This window comes from Ignavibacteriales bacterium (assembly GCA_026390815.1).
Lineage (GTDB): Bacteria > Bacteroidota > Ignavibacteria > Ignavibacteriales > SURF-24 > JAPLFH01.
In genome coordinates this window covers 98642-124840 of sequence record JAPLFH010000024.1, presented here as the reverse complement: position 1 = coordinate 124840, position 26199 = coordinate 98642, and the positions used below count along the sequence as shown (strand labels likewise).

At 34.1% G+C, this 26199-nt stretch carries 25 protein-coding genes; 16 read left to right on the top strand and 9 right to left on the bottom strand.

Annotated features, from left to right (window positions below; genetic code table 11):
• Nucleotides 1-144: 144 nt before the first annotated feature.
• The 5 genes from prfA to NTX22_08180 all read right to left on the bottom strand — a co-directional run bounded on the left by prfA (nucleotide 145) and on the right by NTX22_08180 (nucleotide 5546).
• Nucleotides 145-1224, bottom strand: coding sequence for a peptide chain release factor 1 (prfA, locus tag NTX22_08200; GenBank protein ID MCX6150486.1), 1080 nt, complete (start codon nucleotides 1222-1224; stop codon nucleotides 145-147).
• Between the two features lie 101 nt (nucleotides 1225-1325).
• Nucleotides 1326-2237 (bottom strand): hypothetical protein, encoded by a 912-nt coding sequence (locus NTX22_08195; protein MCX6150485.1) that lies wholly within the window; start codon nucleotides 2235-2237, stop codon nucleotides 1326-1328.
• A 224-nt stretch (nucleotides 2238-2461) separates the two neighbouring features.
• Nucleotides 2462-2680, bottom strand: a complete 219-nt coding sequence (locus NTX22_08190) for a hypothetical protein (GenBank protein ID MCX6150484.1) — start codon at nucleotides 2678-2680, stop codon at nucleotides 2462-2464.
• 72 nt (nucleotides 2681-2752) lie between these two features.
• Nucleotides 2753-3667: a tRNA (adenosine(37)-N6)-dimethylallyltransferase MiaA gene (gene miaA, locus NTX22_08185; GenBank protein MCX6150483.1), complete on the bottom strand. Its 915-nt coding sequence runs from the start codon at nucleotides 3665-3667 to the stop codon at nucleotides 2753-2755.
• A gap of 64 nt (nucleotides 3668-3731) precedes the next feature.
• Nucleotides 3732-5546, bottom strand: coding sequence for an ATP-binding protein (locus NTX22_08180; GenBank protein ID MCX6150482.1), 1815 nt, complete (start codon nucleotides 5544-5546; stop codon nucleotides 3732-3734).
• Nucleotides 5547-5582: 36 nt separating this feature from the next.
• Here NTX22_08180 and NTX22_08175 point away from each other — a divergent pair, with 36 nt between their 5' ends.
• From NTX22_08175 to NTX22_08155, 5 genes are all read left to right on the top strand, one after another.
• On the top strand, nucleotides 5583-6197 hold the full coding sequence (locus NTX22_08175; GenBank protein MCX6150481.1) for a hypothetical protein: 615 nt from the start codon (nucleotides 5583-5585) through the stop codon (nucleotides 6195-6197).
• Nucleotides 6198-6286: 89 nt separating this feature from the next.
• A complete protein-coding gene (locus tag NTX22_08170) occupies nucleotides 6287-6853 on the top strand; it encodes a sigma-70 family RNA polymerase sigma factor (protein MCX6150480.1) in 567 nt (188 codons plus the stop codon).
• Complete coding sequence (locus NTX22_08165) at nucleotides 6843-7076, top strand: hypothetical protein (protein MCX6150479.1); 234 nt, start codon at nucleotides 6843-6845, stop codon at nucleotides 7074-7076. Before NTX22_08170 ends, NTX22_08165 begins: the two co-directional genes overlap by 11 nt.
• Before the next feature lie 152 nt (nucleotides 7077-7228).
• On the top strand, nucleotides 7229-7474 hold the full coding sequence (locus NTX22_08160; GenBank protein ID MCX6150478.1) for a zinc ribbon domain-containing protein: 246 nt from the start codon (nucleotides 7229-7231) through the stop codon (nucleotides 7472-7474).
• Between the two features lie 234 nt (nucleotides 7475-7708).
• Nucleotides 7709-9499 carry a glycoside hydrolase family 13 protein gene (locus NTX22_08155; GenBank protein ID MCX6150477.1) on the top strand — a complete coding sequence of 597 codons (1791 nt, stop codon included), beginning with the start codon at nucleotides 7709-7711 and terminating at the stop codon, nucleotides 9497-9499.
• A 49-nt stretch (nucleotides 9500-9548) separates the two neighbouring features.
• Here NTX22_08155 and NTX22_08150 read toward each other — a convergent pair whose 3' ends face one another.
• The 4 genes from NTX22_08150 to clpB all read right to left on the bottom strand — a co-directional run bounded on the left by NTX22_08150 (nucleotide 9549) and on the right by clpB (nucleotide 13811).
• Nucleotides 9549-10280, bottom strand: a complete 732-nt coding sequence (locus NTX22_08150; protein MCX6150476.1) for a class I SAM-dependent methyltransferase — start codon at nucleotides 10278-10280, stop codon at nucleotides 9549-9551.
• A gap of 92 nt (nucleotides 10281-10372) precedes the next feature.
• The gene (locus NTX22_08145; GenBank protein MCX6150475.1) at nucleotides 10373-10645 is read right to left on the bottom strand and encodes a hypothetical protein; all 273 of its coding nucleotides are present in this window, start codon (nucleotides 10643-10645) and stop codon (nucleotides 10373-10375) included.
• A 133-nt stretch (nucleotides 10646-10778) separates the two neighbouring features.
• Nucleotides 10779-11174: an SRPBCC domain-containing protein gene (locus NTX22_08140; GenBank protein ID MCX6150474.1), complete on the bottom strand. Its 396-nt coding sequence runs from the start codon at nucleotides 11172-11174 to the stop codon at nucleotides 10779-10781.
• An 18-nt stretch (nucleotides 11175-11192) separates the two neighbouring features.
• Nucleotides 11193-13811 carry an ATP-dependent chaperone ClpB gene (gene clpB, locus NTX22_08135; protein ID MCX6150473.1) on the bottom strand — a complete coding sequence of 873 codons (2619 nt, stop codon included), beginning with the start codon at nucleotides 13809-13811 and terminating at the stop codon, nucleotides 11193-11195.
• A 181-nt stretch (nucleotides 13812-13992) separates the two neighbouring features.
• Here clpB and mnmE point away from each other — a divergent pair, with 181 nt between their 5' ends.
• From mnmE to NTX22_08080, 11 genes are all read left to right on the top strand, one after another.
• Nucleotides 13993-15351 carry a tRNA uridine-5-carboxymethylaminomethyl(34) synthesis GTPase MnmE gene (gene mnmE, locus NTX22_08130; protein MCX6150472.1) on the top strand — a complete coding sequence of 453 codons (1359 nt, stop codon included), beginning with the start codon at nucleotides 13993-13995 and terminating at the stop codon, nucleotides 15349-15351.
• Nucleotides 15352-15389: 38 nt separating this feature from the next.
• On the top strand, nucleotides 15390-17267 hold the full coding sequence (gene mnmG, locus NTX22_08125; protein ID MCX6150471.1) for a tRNA uridine-5-carboxymethylaminomethyl(34) synthesis enzyme MnmG: 1878 nt from the start codon (nucleotides 15390-15392) through the stop codon (nucleotides 17265-17267).
• 24 nt (nucleotides 17268-17291) lie between these two features.
• Nucleotides 17292-17972: a 16S rRNA (guanine(527)-N(7))-methyltransferase RsmG gene (rsmG, locus tag NTX22_08120; GenBank protein ID MCX6150470.1), complete on the top strand. Its 681-nt coding sequence runs from the start codon at nucleotides 17292-17294 to the stop codon at nucleotides 17970-17972.
• On the top strand, nucleotides 17969-18904 hold the full coding sequence (gene murQ, locus NTX22_08115) for an N-acetylmuramic acid 6-phosphate etherase (protein ID MCX6150469.1): 936 nt from the start codon (nucleotides 17969-17971) through the stop codon (nucleotides 18902-18904). Before rsmG ends, murQ begins: the two co-directional genes overlap by 4 nt.
• 69 nt (nucleotides 18905-18973) lie before the next feature.
• Nucleotides 18974-20419, top strand: a complete 1446-nt coding sequence (gene rlmD, locus NTX22_08110; GenBank protein MCX6150468.1) for a 23S rRNA (uracil(1939)-C(5))-methyltransferase RlmD — start codon at nucleotides 18974-18976, stop codon at nucleotides 20417-20419.
• Nucleotides 20420-20620: 201 nt separating this feature from the next.
• Nucleotides 20621-20773: a hypothetical protein gene (locus NTX22_08105; GenBank protein ID MCX6150467.1), complete on the top strand. Its 153-nt coding sequence runs from the start codon at nucleotides 20621-20623 to the stop codon at nucleotides 20771-20773.
• A gap of 230 nt (nucleotides 20774-21003) precedes the next feature.
• Nucleotides 21004-21837 (top strand): histidine kinase, encoded by an 834-nt coding sequence (locus tag NTX22_08100; GenBank protein MCX6150466.1) that lies wholly within the window; start codon nucleotides 21004-21006, stop codon nucleotides 21835-21837.
• A gap of 2 nt (nucleotides 21838-21839) precedes the next feature.
• Nucleotides 21840-22556 (top strand): LytTR family DNA-binding domain-containing protein, encoded by a 717-nt coding sequence (locus tag NTX22_08095; protein MCX6150465.1) that lies wholly within the window; start codon nucleotides 21840-21842, stop codon nucleotides 22554-22556.
• 202 nt (nucleotides 22557-22758) lie between these two features.
• Complete coding sequence (locus NTX22_08090; GenBank protein ID MCX6150464.1) at nucleotides 22759-23997, top strand: T9SS type A sorting domain-containing protein; 1239 nt, start codon at nucleotides 22759-22761, stop codon at nucleotides 23995-23997.
• A gap of 279 nt (nucleotides 23998-24276) precedes the next feature.
• A complete protein-coding gene (locus tag NTX22_08085; protein ID MCX6150463.1) occupies nucleotides 24277-25380 on the top strand; it encodes a DUF5009 domain-containing protein in 1104 nt (367 codons plus the stop codon).
• A 175-nt stretch (nucleotides 25381-25555) separates the two neighbouring features.
• Nucleotides 25556-25927, top strand: a complete 372-nt coding sequence (locus tag NTX22_08080) for a hypothetical protein (protein MCX6150462.1) — start codon at nucleotides 25556-25558, stop codon at nucleotides 25925-25927.
• The last annotated feature ends 272 nt before the right edge of the window (nucleotides 25928-26199 follow it).

Genomic DNA, 26199 nt, shown 5'->3' with positions numbered 1-26199 from the left:
GGCAATACTATTTTCAATATTAATATAATTTTTGTTTTTATTATAAAGAAATAGAATTTTATTGATGCTAGTCCATTTTTGTTTGTACCAACTCGTGGGATTTTGGATTGGTTGTTACAAGCACAAAGCAAGAGAAGTTTAAGATTATGCTTCGACACTGCTGTTTAGCTTCTCTGCTCTATCAGCCATTTTTAGCGCTTCGATTAAATCCTTTACATCACCTTCCATGATGTTGGAAAGGTTATAAAGAGTTAAACCAATCCGGTGATCTGTAACTCTGTTTTGCGGAAAGTTGTACGTTCTAATTTTATCACTTCTGTCGCCGCTTCTTACAATTGATTTTCTGGTAGCGGCAATTTCATCTGTTCTTTCTTTTTGCTTTGCATCATAAAGTCGTGCTCGTAAAACCTTCATCGCCTTCTGCCTGTTTTTTAACTGCGATCTTTCATCCTGGCATTGAACAACTATTCCGGTTGGAATGTGAGTTATTCTAATTGCAGTTTCAACTTTATTTACATTCTGTCCACCAGCGCCACCGCTTCTGTAAACATCAATTCGTAATTCGTTCATATCGATATCTATCTGAACTTCTTCAACCTCCGGCATAACTACAACAGAAGCCGCAGAAGTGTGAACTCTACCCTGTGTTTCTGTCAAAGGTACTCTCTGCACGCGATGAACACCATTTTCAAATTTCAAATCGCCGTAAACTCCCTGCCCATTTAAAGAGAAAACAACTTCTTTTAATCCGCCTAAACCCGATTCATTAATATCAATTACTTCTTTCTTCCATCCTTTCATTTCAGAAAATCGGGAGTACATTCTGTACAAATCGGCAGCAAACAATCCAGCTTCATCCCCGCCTGTCCCCGCACGGATTTCTACAATCACATCTTTATTATCGTTTGGATCTTTCGGAATTAAGATTACTTTAATTTCATCTTCAAGTTCTTCTTTCCTTTTTTTTAATTCCGTCAGTTCGGCATCGGCAAAATCCACAAGTTCTTTGTCGGTTTCGCTTTCAATTATTTCTTTATTGCCATCGATGTTTTTGAGAACTTCATTGTATTTATTATATGCATCAACTATGGTAAGAAGTTCGCTTCTTTCTCTACTTAAAGAGATTAGCTTTTCCTGGTTACTTAAATTGTTCGGGTCTTCAAGTTGATTAATAACTCTGTCGTACCTTTCTTTTATCAATCTTAATTTGTCTATTAGCGCCATTAATATCCTTATAAATTGGAGTGTAAATATAGCAAAGTGAAAAAAGAAAAACTAAGTAATAAGCTAAGGCTCTGGTTATGGAAAAATTTGGCGATTGTTTTTTAAGCCACAATCCTTAATGCTTCCAAATATTTTTTTTGAATATCAATCGGTGGAATCTTGGAATCACCCCAGCCGATAACCTTGGAAGAATCATATAATTTCAACAACTCATCAATTGCTGTAAACATTGGAACTAATGGAAAGGCTGCGTCCCGCAGATAGTGAATTAACTTCAAGGTTTTGAATCCATCAAACCAAAAAATTTTTTGCTTTTGAAGTGTCTCTGAATTTTTATAATTATTCCTGATTTTTTCCCAATTTGAGTCGAACTTCTGTTCAATTAAAAAATCATAAAGTGATTGATGAATATCCCGGGCTTCTTCCAAATATTCCATTGATGATTTGATTGATGAGTTATTAAAAATCTCTAACCATTTTTTTAAGATGATGAATGCTTCCGGCGAGTAAAGCAAGTATTCATTCTGCGCGTTAGATAGAAACCGGCTAATCCGCTGCCCGGTTCCAAATGGAACCCGCCACGATGGTCTTGCTGAAGGATAAATATTTGTAGTTTCTATCTTTTCTATTTTATAATTCTTTGCAAGTTTTTCCATAAAATAAAAATCTTCTGCGGCTTTTTGCTTGTTCATTCCCTCAACTTTTATGTAGCTTAAATAATCACAAACCATGGTTGAACCAACAGTATGGAAAGCAAAATGCGAGTTTGCAAGTTGCAAACCAAGAACATAATACCGGAGAAAAATTTCATAACAGATAATTGCAAGGTTATCTTCTGCGTTCCCTTTTAATGGATGATTAAAGTTTACATATGCGGTTGAAATATTTTTTTGTTTGAATGACTGATGAATTTCAGTAAGATAATTTTTATCAACAGTGCAATCTGCATCAAGACAAACAAGAATTTTTTTTCTGGAAGAATTGTAATTAAATACTTTAAGAGATAAATCCAACCCAATCTTTCTTGCAAGCCCAACTCCGCCATCCTTTTCCGGAAGTTCCTTTCCTTTTGAAGAAGCATCTATAAAACCAATTTTTAGTTTAGCTGCAAATACTTTTTTTTCTAACTCATCCTTTGCTTTACCAAGCAGAACCTCTTTAAGAAGCTGAATCGATTTCCAATTATCACTTTTAACTTCTTCAGAAGAAGATTGAAGATTATTTATGACAAAAAGAATTAATGTTTCTTCAAAAAAAAATTTTCATTTTCAGCAAGTGAAGAAATAAGCGTACGAATGTTTTCGTATTCTGCAATTGCAGGAATTACAACAATGCAATTAATATTATCAAGCGCACAGCCTTCCATTTGCCAGGTTGTGAGTGAGTATTTATTTAAGTACCGCTCTACTTCTGACGGTAAATTTGTTTTTAGATTGCTATTGTTTAATTGCTGCATTGTTTAATTGTTGATAATTTAATGCGTGGTTTGATATGTTGATGAATGATTCTGTTAATGCACTGGCGTGAATTAAAAAAATTCCAAAAAATATTTTTCTTTGATAATCCTGGCTGCTTTTTCAAAATCGGCACCATCAATCCAATTAATAAAAATTCCTTCCCTCTCTATTTTTCTAAACCAGGTTCCTTGCCTTTTTGAAAAACTTTGAATCGAACTATTTAATTTTTGGAACATGTCATTAAAACTCAACTTGCCTTGCAGGTACAATCCAATATATCTATACTCCAAACCAAAGAAACTTAATTTATCATAACTCAATCCGTTTTCAACAAGGCGGGCAACTTCTTCAATCATACCGGAGTCAAGGCGGATCTTAAGCCTGGTTGTAATTCTTTCCTTAACAGCAGTGCGCTCTAACCTAACACCAATAACAATCGAATTTATTTCCGGCTTTTCAATTTCCTTGCTTGCATTTACTGCAATTTCAATTGCCCTTATTACTCTTTCTTTGTCTAACAAATCTGTGGTATTATGTAGTGCCGGATTAAGTTTCAATAATTTATTCTGAAGCTCTTCCAGAGAATAAGTACGAAGATAATCCTGGTAATCTTTATCTGGTAACGATTCTTTTAGCAAATAATTTTTAAGAACAGCGTCAAGATAAAGACCGGTGCCTCCAACAAGAAATGGAATTTTGTTGTGCGATTTTATTATTTGAAATGCAGCAGTAAAATCCTTTACGAATTGAAAAAGATTATACTCTTCTGTTGGTTCAGCAACATCAATTAAATGAAATGGAACATGAAAATCATCAACCACATAATCCTGCAAATCTTTTCCAGTGCCTATATCCATTCCTCTATAAACCTGGCGGGAATCCGCAGATATAATTTCCCCATTAAATACTTTGGCAAGCTGCGAGGCAAGAAAGGTTTTACCCACAGCAGTTGCACCAAGGATAGTGATCAGGTTATACTTTTGCATAACAATAAAAATTAATGGTTGAATGAAAAATGAATTTGTTTCACTTAATCAGCAACCATATTTACTAAAATGTTGGAAGTGTAATAATAAAAGTTGCTCCTTCGCCAAGATCGCTTTCAACATCAATCTTGCCGTTGTGGTTTTCAATAATGCTGCGGGTAATTGATAAGCCGAGCCCGGTTCCCTCTTTCTTTCCATGAGACATAAATGGATCGAATATTTTTTCTTTAATGCTGTCCGGAATTCCCAAGCCATTATCTTTAAAGGAAATTTCAACGTAGCTCTTTACTATTTTTGTTGTAACAAGAATTTTTCCTCCATCCGGCATTGCATCGCAGGCATTTCTGATGATGTGCATACATGCAATTGAAAATTCTTTCTTGTCTATTTTTACAGTAGTATCATTATCAAAACTTTTAACAATCGCGCAGTTCCTAATCCGTACAATAGATTCCTGCTTTGCAAGAATTTCATTTAATGTTTCATTTAATTTGTAAGTTATTGATTGAACAATTGAATTTCCTTCAGAGTAACTTGAAGTTGTTTGGACAAGATCGGCTACATGATTCAACTGTTCCAACATCATATCTAAAACCTGGCTATACTCAGGCGGAGGATTTTTTGATTTCATATGCTCAGCATATCGTTTGCTAACAAGAATCGGTTTCTTAATATCCTGGATAAGAAAGTTAGCCATTTTACCAAGCGAGCTTATTCTTTCTGTCTGTAAAAGTTTTTCAACAAGTTCAGCATTTTCCAATGCAAGCGCGGCGTGAACAGAAAGCATTTCTAAATACCGTTCATCAAATTTTGTAAATTCGCCATACTTGCAGTTTAATAATTGAAGAACTCCAACAACTTCATCAGATTTATTTTTGATAGGAAAGCACAACATATTTCTAGTTTGAAAGCCGCTTGTTTTATCATAATCCTGGTTAAACCTTGCATCGTTCTTAACATCACCAATGTTAACTACTTCTTTATTTTGTGCAACCCATCCGGCAATTCCCTCTCCAATTCTTAATCTAACTTCGGTAATATTATCACCATCCAAAACCTTCGACCATATTTCTTCCTTCGCTCTATCAACCAAATAAAGAGTTCCTCTTTCTGCATGTGTTAGGCGCTGCGCGGAGTCTAAAATGGACTTAAGAACATCCTCAAGTTTTATGTTACTATTTACCGATTGTGCTGCGCGAATAATTAAATGCAGTTGTTCGTCCGAAAGCTGTTTTGATTCTATCTTGTCAACCGGTTCAGCTTCTTCCTTAGAAATAGCTTCAGCATTAGTTCCCAATTCAATGTGTACCGGTTTTTGCTCAACGCTTCCCTCGTTTTCAATTACCGGCGCTTCCATTTTATTAAAATCAAAATCTTTTTCCTTTATAAAATCAGTACCGTTAATATCCTTTTCAAGTTCTTTTTGTTTTAATTCTGCTTCTTTTAATTCATTTGATGAAGCCGGTTTTACTAAATCAATAATTTCATCTGACTCTCTTTTAAGGTTTTCAAGAATTTTTTCGTTATCGCTAATCAAAAAATCAATCTCGGCTCTTTCAAGAACAACAAGTTTGCAATCTTTAAGTGCAAATGCGGTGGAGCTACGCGGCATATTTTCCAAAAAATCTTCCTCGCCTAAAAAATCGTTTTCACTTCTAATAACCCTTTTCGCCATTCCAAGTAGCCGCTCTTTAACTATCCTTGCCTCACCATTAATAATAAGGAAAATGTTTTCCGCAACATCGCCCTCTCTATAAATTACATCACCTCGTAACTTATAAAGCAAATTATCCGGACTTAAATGAAGATTAAATTCTTCTTCTTTTATATTTTTGAATAACTTATTTTCTTTTATATTTTTTAGTGTTTGTGCGAGCATAAATTTTTAATTGATTTTTAATACGCGATTTTTACTATGACAAAGCAAGAAATTGAAAAAGGAATTGTTCATCTTTCAAGGAACGATAAACGCCTCTCAACTTTAATAAAAAAGATTGGTAAATGCAATTTGCAGCCGCATAATGATTATTACATTTCTTTGTTGGGTTCAATCATTCAACAACAATTATCACTTAAAGCGGCGGACTCAATTTACAGGCGATTTATGGATTACTTTAACCAGGATCCTAAACCAAAGAAAATTTTAGATGCCGAACATACTGATATTCGTGCTCTTGGTTTATCAAATTCTAAGGTAAAGTTTGTAAAAGATCTGTCTGAAAAAATTATTAGTAAAGAAATAAGTTTTAGAAAAATACAGATCAAATCAAATGAAGAGATTACAAACGAGCTAATAAAAGTAAAAGGGATTGGAACCTGGACAGTACACATGTTTCTTATTTTTACTTTAGGAAGATCAGATGTTTTACCCACTGGTGATCTTGGATTAAAGCGTGCAATTATGTTAATTTACAATCTAAAGAAATTGCCCGATGAAAAGAGGATCATAAAAATTTCTAAAGAAAACAATTGGAGTCCTTTTAGTTCGGTGGCAAGTTGGTATTTATGGAAAAGCCTGGAAATTAAATAAAAAATAAATGTCGGTATTGTACCACCAAGTAAAACCCTTAGACATAAAATAAAGGACGAATCTTTAATAAAGAAAGAGCATCACATAAAATGGAAGAAAGTGAATTAATAAATCAGGCAAAGAACGGCGATAGAAAAGCGCTGACAGAACTTGTAAAAAATTACGAGCAGACGATATTCAACTTTGCTTTTAAGATTTGCAGGAATAAAGATAAAGCCGAACATACCATGCAGGAAACATTTCTGAGTATGGTAAAAAATCTTAATCAATTTGATGGTAAATCGAAGTTATCAACCTGGCTTTACACAATAGTTTCCAACCACTGCCTGATGCTTGCGAGAGCAAGTAAAAGAGAAATGTTTGCATCGTTTGATGACGATGACGCTTTAATTGATGAAAGCAGTATTACAGATTGGAATATTTCTCCAGAACGAATTACTGATAACAACGAGCTAAAAAATTTACTGGATGGTGCGATTGAAAAATTGCCCGCTGATTATAGAATTGTTTTTATGCTTAGGGATGTTGAGGGATTATCCACTGAGGAAACTGGTAAAATTGTGGGGCTTTCTGTGCCTGCTGTAAAATCTCGGTTACACAGAGCAAGAGCCTTTTTAAGAAACGAACTAAACAAAACAATGCAATATGGAAAATAATATAACTTGTAAAGAAGTGATGAGTCACATTTGTGATAATCTCGGCGAACAGCTAAATTCTCCAAGATGCGTTGCAATTAAAAACCATCTTGATAGCTGTTCTGCCTGCCAGAGTTATTTCAAAAGTGTTGAAACGACAATCGACTTTTATAAAAAATATAATGTTAATCTTCCGGACGAAGCTCATAACCGGCTGATTTCTTTTCTTGGTCTGAAAGAATAGTTAACAATATTTCAATCATAAATTGATTTACTCTACAATAGTTGTCATTTAAAACTTTTGGAATTGCCGATTATATTTTTCTTGTTTTGCTGAAACCATTCGCAAAACGATTCATCACATAACAATATAAATTAAAAAAATTGGAGAATTGTATGCCTATTTTCGAATATAAATGTAATGACTGCAATACAAAATACGAAGTACTCCATAAATCCAGTGCTAATTTATCGGAAGTATCTTGTCCAAAATGCAGCTCAGCCAATGCAAAAAAACTTTTATCTACTTTCAGCGCATCAATGAATGAATCTTCAGGATCTTCCTATAATGATAGCTGTGCAAGCGGAAATTGTGGTTTACCATCCGGCGGTTGTTCTACTGGAATGTGCGGGTTGAATTAGCTGGTAACCTTTTGCTGAATGGTGAATGAAATCTATATTCACCATTCCATCATTTTCTTATTTTAAATTTATCTTCATCCAAATCACCAAACAAATCCTACCATCTTAGAATCATTATAATTATATTTTCAGAAAACAAATAATAATATGATTTATCAAATATTTCTATCCTATTTAATAATATTAATTTTTCTTTCATCAAATCTTTTGTCTCAATTTACAAAGGATGTTCAAATGAATCCTGATCAATTAAAAAACACAGAAGAATTTGTTCCGCTGTGGGCAAAGAAAGCAGTCTGGTATCAAATCTTTCCGGAAAGATTTAGGAATGGTGATCCATCAAATGATCCAATATTTGAAAACATTCGCGGATGCTGGCCTCACGATACAACTTCACCATGGCAAATCAGCCCGTGGACATCGGATTGGTATGAGCTTCAACCCTGGGAAAAGCAAAACGGAAAGAATGTTTGGTACAACATCCAGCGAAGACGATACGGCGGAGATATTAAAGGAATAATAGACAAACTTGATTATCTACAGGAGCTTGGTGTAAACGCCATTTATCTCAATCCTGTTTTTGAAGCTCCCTCTCTTCATAAATATGATGGCGCAACTTATCACCACGTCGATCCAAATTTTGGTCCAGATCCGGATGGTGATAGAAAGTTAATTGCTTCAGAAATCCCCGACGATCCATCAACGTGGAATTGGACCCAGGCAGATAAACTTGTTTTAAAGTTAATTGAAGAAATTCATAAAAGAGGAATGAGAATAATATTCGATGGCGTTTTTAATCATATGGGGATTAACTCTTTTGCATTTAAGGATGTTTTGAAGAATCAACAAAAGTCACGATTCAAGGATTGGTTCACAATCAAGTCCTGGAATAATCCAGCCAAAGGAGAAAAATTTGATTATGAAGGCTGGTTTGGAGTAAAAGATCTTCCAGAATTAAGAGAAGATGAAAACGGAATTGTAAAGGGTCCCAGAGAATATATTTTTGCTGCAACAAAAAGATGGATGGATCCGGCTGGCAATGGAAACACTTTAGTAGGTATAGATGGCTGGCGCCTTGATGTAGCGTTCTGTGTGAAGCACGCATTCTGGAAAGACTGGCGGAAAGTTGTTAAGTCGATAAATCCGGAAGCATACTTAACTGCCGAGGTTATAGATTCGATAAAAGCAATCCAACCATATCTTGAAGGAGACGAGTTTGATGCAGTTATGAATTATAACTTCGCTTTTATTTCTTCCGAATATTTTATTGATGAAAATAATAGATTGAAAACCTCTGAGTTTGATAAGAAGTTGAAAGAATTGCGCGAATCATTTATTACAGGAGTTTCATTTGTTCAGCAGAATTTATTCGATAGCCACGATACAAACAGATTACTTTCCCATATTGTAAACCGGGATTTAGCTTCTTACAGCAACTGGCCGGACTTCTTCCAAAAATCGAAAGCGGAAAATACAAAATACAATACAAGAAAACCGAATGGAGATGAAATCCAAATTCAAAAGCTGATGGCGATTTTTCAGATGACTTATCTTGGTGCGCCTATGATTTATTATGGAGACGAAGCTGGTATGTGGGGCGCTAATGATCCCTGCTGCCGCAAACCAATGGTGTGGGAAGACAATAAATATGAAGATGAAATATTTCTACCCGATCAAACAAAAAAGTTTAACCCTGATAAAGTTGAATTCAACAAAGACATTTTCAAACATTATAAAAAATTAATTGAAATACGAAACAGTTTGCCGGTATTGCAACTTGGCGATTTCCACACTGTGTTGGCTGATAATAAAAATGAAGTCTACGTCTTCTCCAGAAATTATGAGAGCCAAAAAGTTATTGTTGTTATAAATAATAGCAGGTTGAAGAAAAGTGTTCGCATTCCGGTTACAATAAAAGAAGAGTATTATGATGTACTAAATGGAGAGCAATTTAATTCTGATACTTCCGAAATTAAAATTAAACTTAATTCCAAATGGGCGGCGATTTTAGTTAGAAAAAATTAAAGCTGCTCTGGCGGCTAACTTTCTTTTGGAAGATGGTTCCCGGTAAAAATTATTTAACTTCAATAATTTTTATCGCAATCTGCAAATAATTATTTGTAGCAGCAAGTAATTCATATTTCATTGGATATGCGCTAAAAAAATCTACAAATGCGCGGAACTCATGTGTTGGCACTCCAAACTCATCAAAAATAATAATATCTCCCTCCTTTAAATATCTTGCAACGGAGGTTAACACATAAAGAGTCGATGAATACAGGTCGGCATCCATATGAATTACAACTTTACGATTCCAAGAAAACTTGTTCAAAAATTTCGGTAAAGATTTTTGAAACATTCCGCTCCAAAATTCAACACGTTCATCATTGATCGGTGGGAATTTTCCATTCTGGGAATAATCGTTTTTTTTGAACACGCCAAAATCTTCTGGTAAACCAGTAAAAGTATCAAAGCCATAAAATTTCGATTTAGTATTTTTATTATTTTCTACCCACCACTTAAAAGATACTCCGCTTGCTACACCGAATTCCAAATAGTCAATATCATTTTCAAGTTCTTCTTTTTCCAAAATGTATTTATGCATCAACATCCGTTTACCGTAATCAACTTTTTTACAATAGAAATCATTATAGGATGGTTTTGGTGCGTCATTGATCCATTTGGATAGTTTTGAAAGATAAACTAATTGCAAAAAGATGTTGCTAAAAGGATTGATAAAAATGTGCAGCTTAAATCTTTCAAAAAGATTTTTTGTTTTACGAATAAAAAAAAGTTTTGTGTTCATCAAAAATTATACTTGAGTTAAAAAAGGATTGTGAGATCGGTGAGATCTCTGATAATTATTTTCGACTTTGTGTTCTAGGTGTAATCTTCAAATTAAACCGTTTTTTCTTCGGGTACTTCTAATTCAATTAATTTAGAACTAACCCCTTTAATTACGGCAACTTTTCTGGCAAGTTCTTCTTTTTGTGTCGGCTCACCTACTAATTCCAATATTAAAAGACCCTGGTCAGAACAATTATCCAGAACACCGTCGTGTATACCAAGACGCGTTTTGATTAGGCATCCCCAGCCAGTAAGCACTTTTTGAACATTGATTGCTGATTCTTTTCTGCTTCCTATAAGAAGAATTAAAACTGATTTTTTCATAACGAACTCCCGGGTTATTTATTTGCAAAACAAATATAAAAAATTAGCGGGAAACAAATAAACAACTACTCCAAGATAGGATTGCAATTGGCAACAACCATTTGTTTTCACAAAAATATTTCTATGCTGGGATCTATTTTTTCTTATAATATTTCTTCATTGGTTGGAAATAAAAATCTTTCCAACCTTTTTTATAATCATTCCCTTGTCCTTCCGGTAAATCAGAATGAATTAAAGTAATTTTTGTTCCGGTTTTTGTGGCACCAAAAATTATTTCTAACCTTGAATCCGGACAACCAGCAGGAAAATCTGTTGACCGCCATGATTGAATAATTTTTTTATTTGAATAGAGTAAAATATTTTTTCCAGAAATGTAACCATTCCAGGCGGTATAACCTGCTCCGACTTTAGAACTAACAACTGCTTTTCCACCAGTGAATGCACTGTGCTCTTTACTGTTTAACCAGGCTTTATATAATATTTCCGGCGTAGTAGAAATTGTTACTGAAGTTTTAATTTTTTCTAACATATAATCTCCACAAAAATATTACTGCTTGATAAAACTAAATTTTCCATTTTCGCCAACCCGAACAACTATTGAATCTCCGCTTCTAAAATTATTCATTAATATTTCCTGGGAGAGTGGGTTAACTAAATATTTCTGGATAGTTCGTTTTAATGGTCTGGCACCATAAGTTACATCATAACCAATTTTTGCGAGCCAATCTTTCGCTTCATCATCAACTTTAAGCAATATGTTTTTTTCACCAAGTGATCTAACTAATTTTTGAAGCTGTAAATCGACTATTTCTCTAAGTTCATTTTTAAGCAATGGTTTAAAAATTATTACTTCATCAATTCTGTTTAAGAACTCTGGTCGGATTGTTTTTCTTAACATCTCTATTAATTTCACTCTCAGATCGTCCAGAATATCACTTGCATTTTCTTCAGTAAATGATTCAAGTTTATCGTGAATTAACTGCGAGCCAATGTTTGAAGTCATTACAATAATAGTATTTTTAAAATCAACTGTTCTTCCCTGGTTATCAGTTAAACGTCCATCATCAAGTACCTGAAGCAAAATATTGAATACATCATGATGAGCTTTTTCAATTTCATCTAAAAGAACAACCGAATATGGTCTTCTCCTTACTGCTTCAGTTAATTGTCCACCTTCTTCATAACCTACATATCCAGGAGGTGCTCCTATTAATCTTGATACTGAAAATTTTTCCATATACTCTGACATATCAATCCGGACTAATGAATGTTCATCATCAAATAAAAATTCTGCTAACGCCCGAGCCAATTCTGTTTTTCCAACACCCGTTGTTCCTAAAAAGATAAATGATCCGATGGGGCGATTTGAGTCTTGCAAACCAGCACGCGATCTTCTGATTGCATTAGCGACAGCCACCACCGCATCATCCTGACCGATAATACGTTTATGCAATTCATCTTCCATCCGAACTAATTTAGTTCTTTCACTCTCCATCATTTTACTTACCGGAATACCCGTCCACTTAGCTACAATTTCTGCAATATCCTCAGGGTCCACTTCTTCTTTTAACATCTTGTGGTATTTTTGTATTTCATTTAATTGATCGGACTCAAGTTTTAATTTTTTTTCCAAAGAAATTATTGTTCCATATCTAAGTTCTGCAACTTTAGCCAAATTACCATCCCGTTCCAGTTGTTCAGATTGCATTTTTGCATTCTCTATTTCACTTTTCATTTTTTGTATATTTTGGATTTTTCCTTTTTCTAATTCCCAGTGACTTTTCAACCTATTTCGTTCTTCAATCAATCCAACAAGTTCTTTATTCAATTCGTTAATCCTTTTACCAGATTCTTCTTCCTTTTCACGAAGTAAAGCTTCTTTTTCAATTTCTAATTGTTTTAGCTTTCGCTCAATAGTATCAAGCTCTTCTGGCATTGAATCAATTTCAATTCTAAGTTTGGATGCTGCTTCATCAATCAGATCAATTGCTTTATCCGGAAGAAATCTATCGGCTATATATCGTTTAGACAATTTAACCGCTGCGATAATGGCTCCGTCTGTAATTCTAACTCCATGGTGTATTTCATATCTTTCTTTTAATCCTCTTAATATGGAAATTGCATCTTCTTCAGTTGGTTCACCAACGTATACCGGTTGAAATCTTCTTTCTAATGCAGCGTCCTTTTCAATATATTTTCTATATTCATCTAAGGTAGTAGCACCAATGGCATGCAGTTCACCCCGTGCAAGTGCTGGCTTTAATATATTTGCTGCGTCAATTGAACCTTGAGCTGAACCAGCACCAACTAATGTATGAAGTTCATCTATAAATAAAATTATTTCACCATTTGAATCTTGCACTTCTTTTATAACTGCTTTTATACGTTCTTCAAACTGTCCTCTAAACTGAGTTCCGGCTACCAATGCACCGATGTCCAGAGCAACAATTCTTTTTGTTTTTAGATTTTCCGGAATGTCTCCACTTACTATTCTATGTGCTATTCCTTCTGCAATTGCTGTTTTACCAACTCCTGGATCACCAATTATAACTGGATTGTTTTTAGTTCTTCTGGAAAGTACTTGTAAGACACGTCTTATTTCTTCATCTCTTCCAATTACAGGATCTAATTTTCCGGTTTGAGCCAATTCATTTAAATCTCTTCCATATTTTTTTAAAGACTGATATGTATCCTCTGCTGTCTGAGAAATTATTCTTTGATTGCCCCGAATATCCTTTAATGCTGAAAGAATTATTTCCCGGTTTAATCCGTTATCTTTTAATATTTGGCTGGCTTTTCCAGTCACTGAGATTAATGATAATAAAATATGTTCGGTAGAAACAAATTCATCCTTTAGTTTCCCCGCTTCTTCTGCAGCATTATCAAGAAGCTTCGCTGTGTTTTGAGAAAGTTGTTGATTACCGATTCCAGCACCACTTACTTTTGGTAATTTTTCCAAAACTTCATTTATTTTAATTTTAAGATGGTTGATATTTGCTTCAACTTTTTTTAGCATGGAAACAACAATATTTCCTTCATCCTGGATCATTGCTGCAAGAAAATGTTCGGGCTCTACTAGTTGATTATTATAATTTTGAGCGATTTCAATAGAATATTGAACTAATTCTTGTGATTTTACAGTTAGTTTGTTAAAATTAAATGCCATGTAAATCCTTATTACTTCATTTGGTTATACATCAAACTTAATTATTCAGATCCAATATATTGCTTTAAATTTGAATCGCACACTTTCACGTGAAACTGCACTAAAGAATAAATATTTCTCCTTGTTTTTAAGTATTTTTTTGTTCATTGAGATTACTTTGGAATATACGTAATTTTTTATAATGAATAATAATAACGAAGATACCATAGTAGCAATAGCAACGCCGCCAGGTTCTGGGGCAATTGCCGTAATTCGTCTTAGCGGAAAGCAAAGCATTAAAGTCGCAAATAATCTCTTTTATGGAAAAGCAGACTTACAAAACTCCGCTTCTCACACAATCCACTATGGTAAAATTAAAACAGCAAATAGCGCTTATATTGACGATGTTTTGGTTTCAGTTTTTAGATCACCTAATTCTTATACCGGTGAGGATTGTATTGAAATTAGCTGCCATGGAAGCCAGATAATTTCACAAAGAATTATTTCTTCTCTACTTGAACAAGATATTCGAATGGCTGAACCAGGAGAGTTTACTAAAAGAGCTTTTTTAAATGGGAAAATAGATTTGGCTCAAGCTGAAGCAGTTGTTGATCTGATCAATTCCCGAACTGAAGCAGCTTTAAAAGGTGCAAGAAATCAACTTGATGGTATCCTCTCAGCAAAAATAAAATATTTAAGAAATTCATTGTTGGAAATATCTTCCATAATAGAATTAGAATTGGATTTTGCAGAAGAAGATATAGAATTAATAACCAAAAAGAACATCGGCGAAAAAATTAATTCGCTTACTAAAGAAATTGATTTACTTCTTAAATCTTATTCCTTTGGAAAAATAATAACCGATGGATTGAATGTTGCAATAGTTGGTGCACCAAATGTAGGGAAATCTTCATTACTAAATTATTTGTTAAAAGAATCAAGAGCGATTGTAAGTGAAATTCCAGGAACAACTCGTGATATTATTCATGAGGATATTAGCATTGATGGCATCTTGTATAAGCTTTATGATACTGCCGGCATAAGATTGACCGAAAATAAAATAGAAATTGAGGGTGTGGAAAGAAGTCGACAAGTTACCCGTGAAGCAGATTTGATTCTTTTTCTTTTCGATAGCCAGCAAGGTTTTTCAAAAAATTTATATGAAGAAATAATAAACCTATCTAATAAAGAAAGAATTATTACGGTTCTTAATAAAATTGATTTGAAAGATGATCCAAATTTTATTGCTGATGTTAGAATTTCCTCTTTAACCGGCGCGGGCATTCAAAATCTCATTAATCTTGTACGCGAAAGATCATTCGGAGAATTTACATATAGTGAAAATACAGCGATACTGACAAATGTAAGACATTATTCTGCATTAGAACAAACAAAAACTCATTTGTTAGAGGCAGGTTTGTCATTGAAAAACAATTTTAGCGGGGAATATATAGCGGCAGATCTCAGAATCGCAGAAAACTGTCTAAATGAAATAATTGGTTTAATAACTTCTGACGATATATTGAATAATATTTTTTCTAAATTCTGCATTGGGAAGTAATATATTTCACGTGAAACGATTCAATTTGAAAAGGGAATATGGAAAATTTTGATGTCTTGGTAATCGGGGGCGGTCATGCTGGCATTGAAGCCGCCGTAGCTAGTGCCAATATGGGTTGTTCTGTTTTACTAATTACAATGGATAAAAAAGCAATTGGAAGGATGTCATGCAATCCTGCAATAGGCGGTAGTGCAAAAGGACATTTAGTTCATGAAGTTGATGCTCTTGGTGGTGTTATGGGTTTAATTGCTGATAGAACCGGAATTCAGTTTAGAACACTCAACCAATCAAAAGGTCCGGCAGTATGGGCTCACAGATGTCAGTCGGATCGCGAACTATATTCTAATGAAGCAATAAATGTTGTCTTTTCAACAAAAAATTTAAGTGTAATCGAAACTTCTGTTAAAGACCTTATTATAGAAAATCAAAAAGTAATTGGTGTCTTAATTTCTAATAATGAACATATTTTTTGCAAATCTGTGATAGTATGTTCTGGTACTTTTATGAATGGATTAATGCATACTGGGATGAAAAGTACGGCGGGCGGGCGTTTTGGCGAAAAGCCCTCACTTGGACTAACAGACTCGCTAATTAATTTGGGATTTCAGTCTGGAAGATTAAAAACTGGAACACCACCAAGACTTTTAAAAAAATCAATAAATTTTAAAATACTAGAAGAGCAAGCTGGAGATGAACAAATTCAACCTTTTTCGTTAAGAACAGATAAATCGAGCTTTCCTTTTCAACCGCAAGTAAGTTGTCATTTAACATACACTAATCTTCTAACACATAAAATATTGGAAAAGGGCTTTTCTGAATCACCACTATTTACCGGTTTAATAAAGGGAGCCGGTCCTAGATATTGTCCTTCAATTGAGGATAAAATTGTAAGGTTTAAAGATAAAACACGACATCAACTTTTCTTAGAACCAGAAGGCTTAAATAGTGATTTGATCTATCTTAATGGATTTTCTTCATCGCTTCCAGAAGAAATTCAACTTGAGGCAATTCATACAGTACCTGGACTTGAAGATGCAGTAATGGTGCGTCCTGGATACGCAGTTGAATACGATTACTTTCCGCCCTATCAAGTTGACCTTACGATGGAAACAAAACTGATAAAGAACCTATATTTTGCCGGTCAAATAAATGGAACATCCGGTTATGAAGAGGCTGCGGCTCAAGGAATAATCGCAGGAATTAACGCTGGCCTAAAAATTCGGAAAGAAAAAGATTTTACTTTAAAAAGAAGTGAAGCATATATAGGAGTTTTAATTGATGACCTTGTTACAAAATCAACCGATGAGCCATACAGAATGTTTACTTCAAGAGCTGAACACAGATTAATACTAAGACAGGATAATACAGATAGAAGACTTTTGGAATATGGTTACAATTTTGGACTCATCACCAAAGAATTATTTGAATATTTTAAGAAAAGAGAAATATTAATACAAAAATCTATTGATATTTGTAATAAAACAAAGTTGACCGCAGATTCTGTAAATCCACTACTTAATCAGCAAAATACAAATCAAATAATATCAAATGAAACTGTTTCAAAATTATGTAAGAGATCGGAAATATCTTTGAAAAAATTATTGATGTGTATAAAAGAAGAAAATGGAAATAACCTCGCTGATTTGCTAAATGATGAAACAGCATTGATGCAAGTAGAAATTGAGCTAAAATATGAAGGTTATATCAAACGACAAAAAGATCAAATAGATAAGTTGGAAAGATATGAGTTCTTTGCAATACCTTTAAATTTCAACTATCGAGCAGTGGCATCCCTTTCTTCTGAAGCAAAAGAAAAATTGTCTAAGATAAAACCACGATCAATTGGTCAAGCCACCCGGATTTCTGGATTAACTCCTTCAGATATATCAGTTTTATTAGTATATTTGAAACGATAATTTCATTATTGTTTGGAAAATTCATTGGATGCTCAAGAACAGTATCTTCGTCAGCTTACATCACTCTTTCGGGAAAACGGACATAATCCTGAAGAAAATCAACTTGAAAGACTTTCTATTTTCACTTCATTAATTTCTAAAAAAAATCTCACCCTAAATTTAATTTCCCGTAAAGATATTAATTCGGTTGTAGAAAACCACATATTTATTTCCGCTTATTTAAATGTTTTTTTACCAGATAAGATTAATAACTTTTTGGATATTGGAACGGGGGGCGGATTGCCAGGGCTCCCTTTAGCCATCGTTCGACCAACAGCAAAAGGGCTCTTGGTTGATTCTATCAAAAAAAAGGTTACTGCAGTGAACGAGTTTATTAATAAACTTAAAATAAGTAATGTTACGGCGGAAAACTCGCGAGTTGAAAACCCTGAATTTATTATAAAATATTCAAATTCCTTCGACTTGGTAGTAAGCCGGGCTACGGTACCACTCATTATGTTAATCAGTTATTCTCTACCGCTGATTAAAGAGAAAGCATTCTTAGCTTCTATAAAAGGGGGAGACCTTGGTGATGAAATAAAAAAAGCGGAATTAAAATATAAAACCGTCATCAAAAAATTAACTGTTTTTGAATTATCATATAAGCCAAACAATATAAGAAACGAAAAAGGGAAAAAATTATTACTACTGGAATTAAATAAATGACGGATATAAATACTAAAAAGCTTTTTAATGAAATAGCAAATCTTACAACCGAACAAAGAAATCCGCACTCGATGGATATTGATGCTAAGTCTACTGCGGATATTTTAAAAATAATAAATAACGAAGATAAAACGGTTCCTTATGCTGTTGAGAAAGAACTTCCATATATTGCGCAAGCGGTTGAGTTAATAGTAAAAGCTTTTAAAAACGGGGGGCGACTTTTATACTTTGGGGCTGGTACAAGTGGAAGACTTGGTGTTGTAGACGCTTCAGAATGCCCACCAACATTTGGAACACCACCAGGTTTAATTGATGGATATATCGCTGGGGGTAAGGAGGCAATGTTTAAAGCACAAGAAGGGGCAGAGGATTACGAAGAAAATGGTGCCGCTGATGTTGTTAAAGCAAAAGTAACAGGAAAAGATGTTGTTTGTGGTATTGCTGCTAGCAGGCGAACCCCATATGTTGTTGGAGCAGTTAAAAAGGCAAAAGAATTGGGTGCTGTAACTTTGTATATAACTTGCAATCCTAGGGAAAATTTTGATATTAAAGAAGTTGATGTCGCAATTTGTCCCTATATAGGTCCTGAAGTAATTATGGGTTCAACAAGAATGAAAAGCGGAACCGCACAAAAATTAGTCCTTAATATGTTAACAACAACAGCTATGATTAGACTGGGAAAAGTTTATGAGAATATGATGATCGATCTTCAAATGACAAATAAAAAATTAGTAGAAAGATCAAAAAGAATTGTAATGACAATTACCGGTGTTCCTTATGACAAAGCCGAAGATTACTTAAAGCAGGCAGGCGGTCATGTAAAAACAGCGCTTGTTATGATTAGAGCAAATGTAACAGCGGATGAGGCTCACCAAAGATTAATTAAAGCAGATGGTTTTGTTCGTAAAGCCATTGAAGGGAAATACGAATAAGTAAAATTTATAATTATTCTTTAAAGGCGAATCTATGATTCGCCTATTTTTTAAAATCGAGAGGATTGTTTGAAAAAAGGTGAGTTGCTTGAATTAGAAATTTCTAAATATGCTTTTGAAGGGAAGGGAATTGCCCGAATCGATTTAGAAAATAACAAACCTTTTTCTGTAGAAGACACACAAGAGAAAAAAAACTTTGTAATATTTGTTAATGGTTCATATCCCGGCGATAAAGTTATTGCAAAAATCATTAAAGTAAAAAGCTCGTATGCTGAAGCGAAAATTGAAAATATTTTATCTCCATCACCCGAAAGAATAATTGCAGAATGTAAGCACTTTGGCATTTGCGGTGGATGTAAACAACAAGATCTAAATTATCTGACACAGTTGAAATATAAACAAGAACAGGTTAAAGACATTTTTGATAGACTTGGGGGATTTGAAAATTATGAAATGCTAACTGTTGTTCCGTCAAAAAAACAATTTTTTTATAGAAACAAACTCGAGTTTTCTTTTGCCGATAAAAAATGGCTTACCAATCTTGATATGGAAAGAATCATTCCCGATAACAATTTTGCTCTCGGGTTTCATGTTCCAAGAATATTCAACAAGGTGCTTGATATTGAATCTTGTCACCTGCAGTCCGAGGAAAGCAATCAAATACTCAACTTCACAAGAGAATTTTTTAAAACACGGAACTCTACCATCTACTCAACCTACACACACAGCGGATATTTAAGAAACTTAGTTGTTAAACAATCCCGCACTACAAATGATTTAATGGTTAACCTTGTTACGTCAGAAGAGAATGACGATCTTATAGAAGAATACACCAAATCAATCATTAAGCGAATTCCGGAGATTACAACAGTAGTAAATAACATCAGCACCAAAAAAGCTGCAATTGCCCTTGGCGATTATGAAAAGATTTTTTTTGGAAATGGATTTATTTATGATTCAATCGGTAAATACAAATTTAGAATTAGTCCAAATTCATTTTTCCAAACCAACACTCTGCAAGCTGAAAATCTATATCAAACAACTTTAGATTTTACCGAGCTTGCCGGAAGTGAAATTGTGTACGATTTATATTCTGGCTCCGGAACAATTTCAATTTTTATTTCGGATAACTGCAAAAAGGTTTTCGCTTTCGAGATGATAGATTCTTCAATTGCAGACGCACAGGAAAACAGTAAGTTGAATAACACAAAGAATGTTCAATTCATTTCAGCCGATTTAAATAAATCATTCTTAGGAATTGCGAAAGAAAAAGAACTGCCTAAACCGGATACAATTATTATTGATCCTCCACGAACGGGAATGAATCCGGCTACTGTAAATGATGTTATCGAATTAAATCCAAAAAGGATTGTTTATGTAAGCTGCAATCCAACAACTCAAGTGCGGGATTTAAAATTATTTGAATCCGCCGGGTATAAATTATTAAAGATAAAACCAGTTGATATGTTCCCGCATACTTATCATATAGAAAATGTAGCCTTGATGGAAAAATAATTTTATTTTCAAATGGGATTTAATTTCATAATCGGAGTTTATATTCCGAATTGTTTCTTATAAACATTATTCACATATTTATCCAACCAATTAATAAAATATTTCAGCTTCATCTTATTAAAACATTTTTCTTCTGCCTTACACATGGGGATTCTTATAGCTAAGCAGGAATAATTTTAAGATTGGTTTGGAATGATTGTTATGTATTATCAAATTCCTAACTTTGATTTTTTTCATGATTCAACTATCTTTGAGCCGAGCATGGGTTATATGAATAAATACCAGCTTCAAGCTTTTACAAATATCGAGTGGAATTATTGCAGAAAAAGAACGATAGATTATCAGAAGCGCTGAATTATAAAGTTACGATTCGGAAAACCAGATCAATCCTTTTAATGTTTTCTATTTATTTTTTTTGGATGCTTCTCGATTCAATATTTTGGGTGGCATCTTTTCCTAAAAGCACTGTCATCTTTATTGGTTCCAATTTAACCAGATTATTACCAGGATTTCTGATTTGCTTCTTACTATTCAACATTCAGATGAAGCTATTGAATAAATACTCTAACAGGTCATTTCTATTAATGGTATTTATAATAATTTCTACGATGCTTTTATCAATTGCTGATGCCTCGTTGTATATAGTTAATTTTAATTTTTGGGTGAATGCCGCAGCATGGAAAATAAGTGTTCAAGCAATATTTCAAGCGGCTATAAATAGTTTTGTAACCTTTATAGGTACAACCAGTTTGTTCTATATTATTTATTACCGTACTGTTATAAACAAACAGGAACAGCAAATTGCTGAAGCACAAGCGCTGGCTAATGAAGCTCAACTGTTGATGCTTCGTTATCAAATTAATCCTCATTTCCTTTTTAACTCCTTAAATGCAATTCAATCTATGATTGAGAAAGATAAATCGCACGCAAAAGAAATGATTGGAGATTTGGCTGATTTTTTTCGATATACTTTATCAAAAAACAATCAAATGCTTGTAACAATACGTGAAGAAATTGAAGCCGTAAAAAAATATTTGGCAATTCAAAAAGATAGATTTGGAAATCGACTTGAAACAAGTATGCAAATTGATCCCGATGTTCTTAAAATCAGAATCCCATTTTTTCTAATTCATCCATTGGTAGAAAACGCTCTTAAATATGGGTTCGCATCAAAAATGGAAATACTTCAGCTTAAAATAAAAATTGAATTAAAAGATGAAAAGCTTTCCATACTAATTAGTAACTCCGGCAAATTAGTTCAAGTAGAGACTTCAGAAATCAATGAAAAACAGAGCACTAAAACAGGCATTGAGAATATTCGAAAAAGACTTGCCCTTTTTTATCCTTCTATTCATGAATTTAATCTATATGAAAAAGATGGATTTGTTCACGCGCAAATATCAATAAACCTGGCATAACAATGAGAGCTTTAATAGTAGAAGATGAACCTTTAGCAATAGAAAATTTGATGTTCTATTTAAAGGATTATCCAATTGAAATAATTGGTGCAGTATCCAGAATTCCCGAGGCAATTGAACTAATCAAGAAAAATAAGCCTGATGTTGTTTTCCTTGATATCAATTTATCTGGAGAAAATGGTTTTGAATTGCTGGATAAAATTGATACTGGTTTTAAAACCATTTTTGTTACAGCTTATGATGAATATGCAATAAGAGCTTTTGAAGTGAATGCACTGGATTACATATTAAAACCATTGAAAAAAGAGAGGGTTGATAAAGCTGTTAATCGATTGCTTAAAGAAAAAACAGAAACAACCAATCGCCCGAACTATACTATTACGGACACCATATTTTTATCCAATGGTAACCGCGCTTCATTTATTAAGCTAAAAGACATTTGCTTTATTGAAGCAGATAGTTGTTATTCTAAAGTCGTTCTTTCAGGAACAAACACCAAAGTTTTACCACAAACTTTGAAAAGATGGGAAGACTTATTGCCACGGGAAGAATTTATTAGAGTTCATCGCTCGTACATTATTAATATCAACCAGGTAAAAGAAATTAAGAAAAAAAACAACAGCACTTACGAAGTATTTTTTTTAAGTACTAATGGCTCAATTGAAATTAGTAGAAGATATGCTTCTGATTTGAAAGCAAAATTTATAATCCAACTTTAGGATTCAATAATTCTTATAGGTTCTTGCCAAATTGAGTTACCGCTCGCTTAATAATTCTACCGTTTAATTAAAAACATTAGTCGTTTTTATTACTACCTCCTAAATTTGCGAACGACTAATTAAGAGCATTGATACTCCTGTTTATTTCAAAACATAATCTGTATTAAGAAATACCCGAACAATAAAAAAGAGAGACTTGATTATGAAATTATTTTACCAACCTGTAATTGTTGAGAGTATGCTAAAAACAGTGGTCCTGTTTTTGTTATTTACCAATTCCACATTTTCTTTTAACAGGAATGAAATAACTGATTTGCAAAAAGATTTAGAAAACCACAAAAATAATTTTGCCCAGGATGATACGCTTTTTGGTAATCCACCGGATGCAAATGCAGTTATCTTTGGAAAGGGAATCATTACTCTTAAGGATAGAGATGAATATGGGCTGGCAGTATCTCCGGATTTATCAGAAATATTTTATACTGCAAGCGGAACAGGTTATGGATTAATGGTAATGAATAAACAACCAGATGGTTCGTGGTCAACACCAAAGGTTGCTAATTTAAGAAGAAACAATAGCGAAGAGTTTGAGGCGTTTTATACATATGATGGCAGTAAAGTATTTTTTTCTTACATGGTCGGAGAATATGATTCCAAAATCACTTATGTTGAAAAAACTTCCGATGGATACTCAACGCCGGTAGATATGAGTGATTCCCCAATTAATAGTTATAGTGTTTTTTGGAGCACACTTTCTAAAAACAATACAATGTACTTCACTAATTTTACACTTCGGGAAATTTACAAATCGGAGTTGGTAGATGGAAAGTATAAAGAAATTAAAGCTGTTGGCTTACCAAATGGTTCTTACCATCCGTTTATTTCTCCAGATGAAGATTTGGTTTTATTCGATTACAATGGAGACATTTTTATAGCATTTATTATGACTGATGGAAAATTCGGCGTTCCAATTAAATTAGGCAGTCAAATCAATACAAGTTATTGGGAAGGTTGTTCAAGTTTATCGCCGGATGGAAAATATATTTTCTTTTCCCGTTATAATGATATAAAGGAAAAAGGAGATATTTATTGGGCAAGGATTGATGATGCAATAAATTCTCTAAGACCAACCGTTGACGTAAAAGAGAATAAAACTGAAATGCCAAATGAAATTCAGCTTTACCAAAATTATCCGAATCCGTTTAATCCAATAACAAAAATCAGATGGTGGTCACCAGTTGGCAGCAGGCAAGCTCTGAAAGTTTATAATGTTTTAGGCAATAAAGTAATAACATTGTTGGACGAATATAAAGATGCCGGAACTTATGAAGTAGAATTTTCCACCAGAGACGGGGCAAGTGAATTACCAAGCGGATTATATTTTTATCAAATTACAAGCGGAGGTTTTTCGGAGACAAGAAAGATGATCCTGCTTCGCTAAAGGCTTCAGTGGACAAGTATTGTTGGGGTAAATCCATATTTACTGCCACGGAATCATTTGCCGATGGAGCGTGACAGGCAGGAACTCTTCACCAGATGCAGAGCGTAAATTTTCAGTTCGAAAAATTCCATTACCAAGAGGCTTGGTTTTGTTTCTACCAAAAGGTAAATTTACACGGCTGCCTGAAGAGATTACGCAGCAGCCGGCGATATTCCGCTCCGATAGTGGCAATATAGCCGTCATTAAGAATTAATTATCGATCATTTAAACAATACTGAAATGAACAAAGAAGTAACCAAACCCACCCGAATAGCTTCAATTGATGCTTTGAGGGGATTTGATATGTTATTCATTATTCTTCTCGACCATTTTTTCAATGCACTGAATGTTGGGGTTGGTTCACCCTTTACAATGGCAGTTGCAAAGCAGTTTGATCATCCTGAATGGTTCGGCTCAACCATTTACGATATTGTAATGCCCCTATTCTTGTTTATTGTTGGTGCAGCTATACCGTATTCTTTATCAAAACAAAAGCAGCAAGACTCAAGTTTGTTCTCCATATATAAAAAGCTGATCCGGCGTTTTGTGATACTCTTTATCCTGGGGTGGATTGTACAGGGTCATTTACTGGAATTCAACATTGAGACTTTTAGTGTCTTCAGTAACACATTACAAGCCATCGCAGTTGGATATTTATTCTCCAGTATAGCCTACATTCATTTCGGAAGAAATGGAAGGTTGATTATTTTCGCTTCGTGTTTAATAGCTTATATTTTACTTCTTACCATTCCGAATGTTCCAGGAGTTGGCAGTGGAGTATTATTGCCTGAAAGCAGCTTTGCCTGGTATTTTGACCAACTGGTTCTTGGAAAATTTCAGGATGGAACACAATACACATGGCTGCTTAGTGGATTTGGTTTTATTGCTACCACATTGTCTGGTGTATTTGCCGGCGAACTTATAAAATCAAATCTTCCACGAAAGAAAGTAGCATTGTACCTATTTATCATCGGTGTGGCGGGAGTTCTGCTTGGTTTATTGTTAGGCATTTGGCATCCAATCATTAAAAAACTTTGGACAAGTTCTTTTGTCCTTGCATCATCTGGTGTTTGTTTTCTTCTGTTGGCACTTTTCTATTGGGTAATAGATGTAAAAGGAAAAGTAAAATGGGCATACCCCTTAAGGGTTATTGGGATGAATGCAATTGTTGCTTATGTACTTTCACATGTATTCAACTTTCACCTGATTGCTGAACAGGTTTTATATGGATTAAAACAATATGTTGGAAATTTTAATTACCTGGTTCTGGTAATCGGTGGCTTTTGTATCCTGTACACGATCCTATGGTATCTGTATAGAAATAAGACTTTCATTAAAGTTTAATCATCGATAAGGATTTCACAATTCACTGCTCGTTCCGGATCATTCCGTGACTATTAATTTAGTTAAGGAGTAATAATTCATACCGACAAGAGGAGTTCCGAAAATGGTGATTAATTAAAATGCATTTTGAAATTTAATAATGGTGACAATAAAAATAATTGCTATGAAAAAATTAATGCTTTCATGTTTTGCGTTACTACTTATATGCAGCTATTTGCAGGCTCAGGAAGAAATAAAGTTATACAAGAACAGGCCTGCAGAAAAAAGTGGAATTACTGAAAAAGAAACACAATACGGTACTTCCTGGGTTGTAAATGTAACAGAGGCACGGATGTACGCCTATATAGCCCCGAAAGAAACTGCCAATGGTACTGCTGTGTTAATTAGTCCAGGAGGTGGATATGGAGGCCTTGCAATTGAACATGAAGGATCAATGTTTGCAACCTGGCTCAACTCAATAGGAGTTTCAGCATTCGTTCTTTATTATCGTATGCCAAACCAACACCCGGAAATTCCTTTGAAAGATGCTCAAACTGCTGTGGTCTGATTTGCTATATAAGTGGTTAAAAACAAATAAATGGATTCCCTGACCGTAACTGCGTGTCAGATCTATCGGGAGATTATTACGATAATAAAGGAGTCCGCAATGGGCGGACAGGTCAGAAAATAATTAACGAAACCTTTGCAAAGCCGCATAGATGTTCCTTTGATTGGTTAATCAGCGTAAGAGTCTTCGAGTTCGTACATTGTTGCGCCTTTTGTTCTTTCCAGGGCAACTTATTTCAGGACAAGGCAAACTCTGAAAGTTTATGATGTTTT

Coding starts and splice junctions, on each gene's coding strand:
- NTX22_08085 (MCX6150463.1), top strand. CDS start 24,277: ATGAACAAAGAAGTAACCAAACCCACCCGAATAGCTTCAATTGATGCT.
- NTX22_08090 (MCX6150464.1), top strand. CDS start 22,759: ATGAAATTATTTTACCAACCTGTAATTGTTGAGAGTATGCTAAAAACA.
- NTX22_08140 (MCX6150474.1), bottom strand. CDS start 11,174: ATGTTAGAAAAAATTAAAACTTCAGTAACAATTTCTACTACGCCGGAA.
- murQ (MCX6150469.1), top strand. CDS start 17,969: ATGACGGATATAAATACTAAAAAGCTTTTTAATGAAATAGCAAATCTT.
- NTX22_08160 (MCX6150478.1), top strand. CDS start 7,229: ATGCCTATTTTCGAATATAAATGTAATGACTGCAATACAAAATACGAA.
- NTX22_08170 (MCX6150480.1), top strand. CDS start 6,287: ATGGAAGAAAGTGAATTAATAAATCAGGCAAAGAACGGCGATAGAAAA.
- NTX22_08155 (MCX6150477.1), top strand. CDS start 7,709: ATGAATCCTGATCAATTAAAAAACACAGAAGAATTTGTTCCGCTGTGG.
- clpB (MCX6150473.1), bottom strand. CDS start 13,811: ATGGCATTTAATTTTAACAAACTAACTGTAAAATCACAAGAATTAGTT.
- NTX22_08105 (MCX6150467.1), top strand. CDS start 20,621: ATGTATTATCAAATTCCTAACTTTGATTTTTTTCATGATTCAACTATC.
- mnmE (MCX6150472.1), top strand. CDS start 13,993: ATGAATAATAATAACGAAGATACCATAGTAGCAATAGCAACGCCGCCA.
- NTX22_08165 (MCX6150479.1), top strand. CDS start 6,843: ATGGAAAATAATATAACTTGTAAAGAAGTGATGAGTCACATTTGTGAT.
- NTX22_08100 (MCX6150466.1), top strand. CDS start 21,004: ATGGTATTTATAATAATTTCTACGATGCTTTTATCAATTGCTGATGCC.
- NTX22_08145 (MCX6150475.1), bottom strand. CDS start 10,645: ATGAAAAAATCAGTTTTAATTCTTCTTATAGGAAGCAGAAAAGAATCA.
- prfA (MCX6150486.1), bottom strand. CDS start 1,224: ATGGCGCTAATAGACAAATTAAGATTGATAAAAGAAAGGTACGACAGA.
- NTX22_08190 (MCX6150484.1), bottom strand. CDS start 2,680: ATGCAGCAATTAAACAATAGCAATCTAAAAACAAATTTACCGTCAGAA.
- NTX22_08080 (MCX6150462.1), top strand. CDS start 25,556: ATGCTTTCATGTTTTGCGTTACTACTTATATGCAGCTATTTGCAGGCT.
- NTX22_08095 (MCX6150465.1), top strand. CDS start 21,840: ATGAGAGCTTTAATAGTAGAAGATGAACCTTTAGCAATAGAAAATTTG.
- miaA (MCX6150483.1), bottom strand. CDS start 3,667: ATGCAAAAGTATAACCTGATCACTATCCTTGGTGCAACTGCTGTGGGT.
- NTX22_08180 (MCX6150482.1), bottom strand. CDS start 5,546: ATGCTCGCACAAACACTAAAAAATATAAAAGAAAATAAGTTATTCAAA.
- mnmG (MCX6150471.1), top strand. CDS start 15,390: ATGGAAAATTTTGATGTCTTGGTAATCGGGGGCGGTCATGCTGGCATT.
- NTX22_08175 (MCX6150481.1), top strand. CDS start 5,583: ATGACAAAGCAAGAAATTGAAAAAGGAATTGTTCATCTTTCAAGGAAC.
- NTX22_08150 (MCX6150476.1), bottom strand. CDS start 10,280: ATGAACACAAAACTTTTTTTTATTCGTAAAACAAAAAATCTTTTTGAA.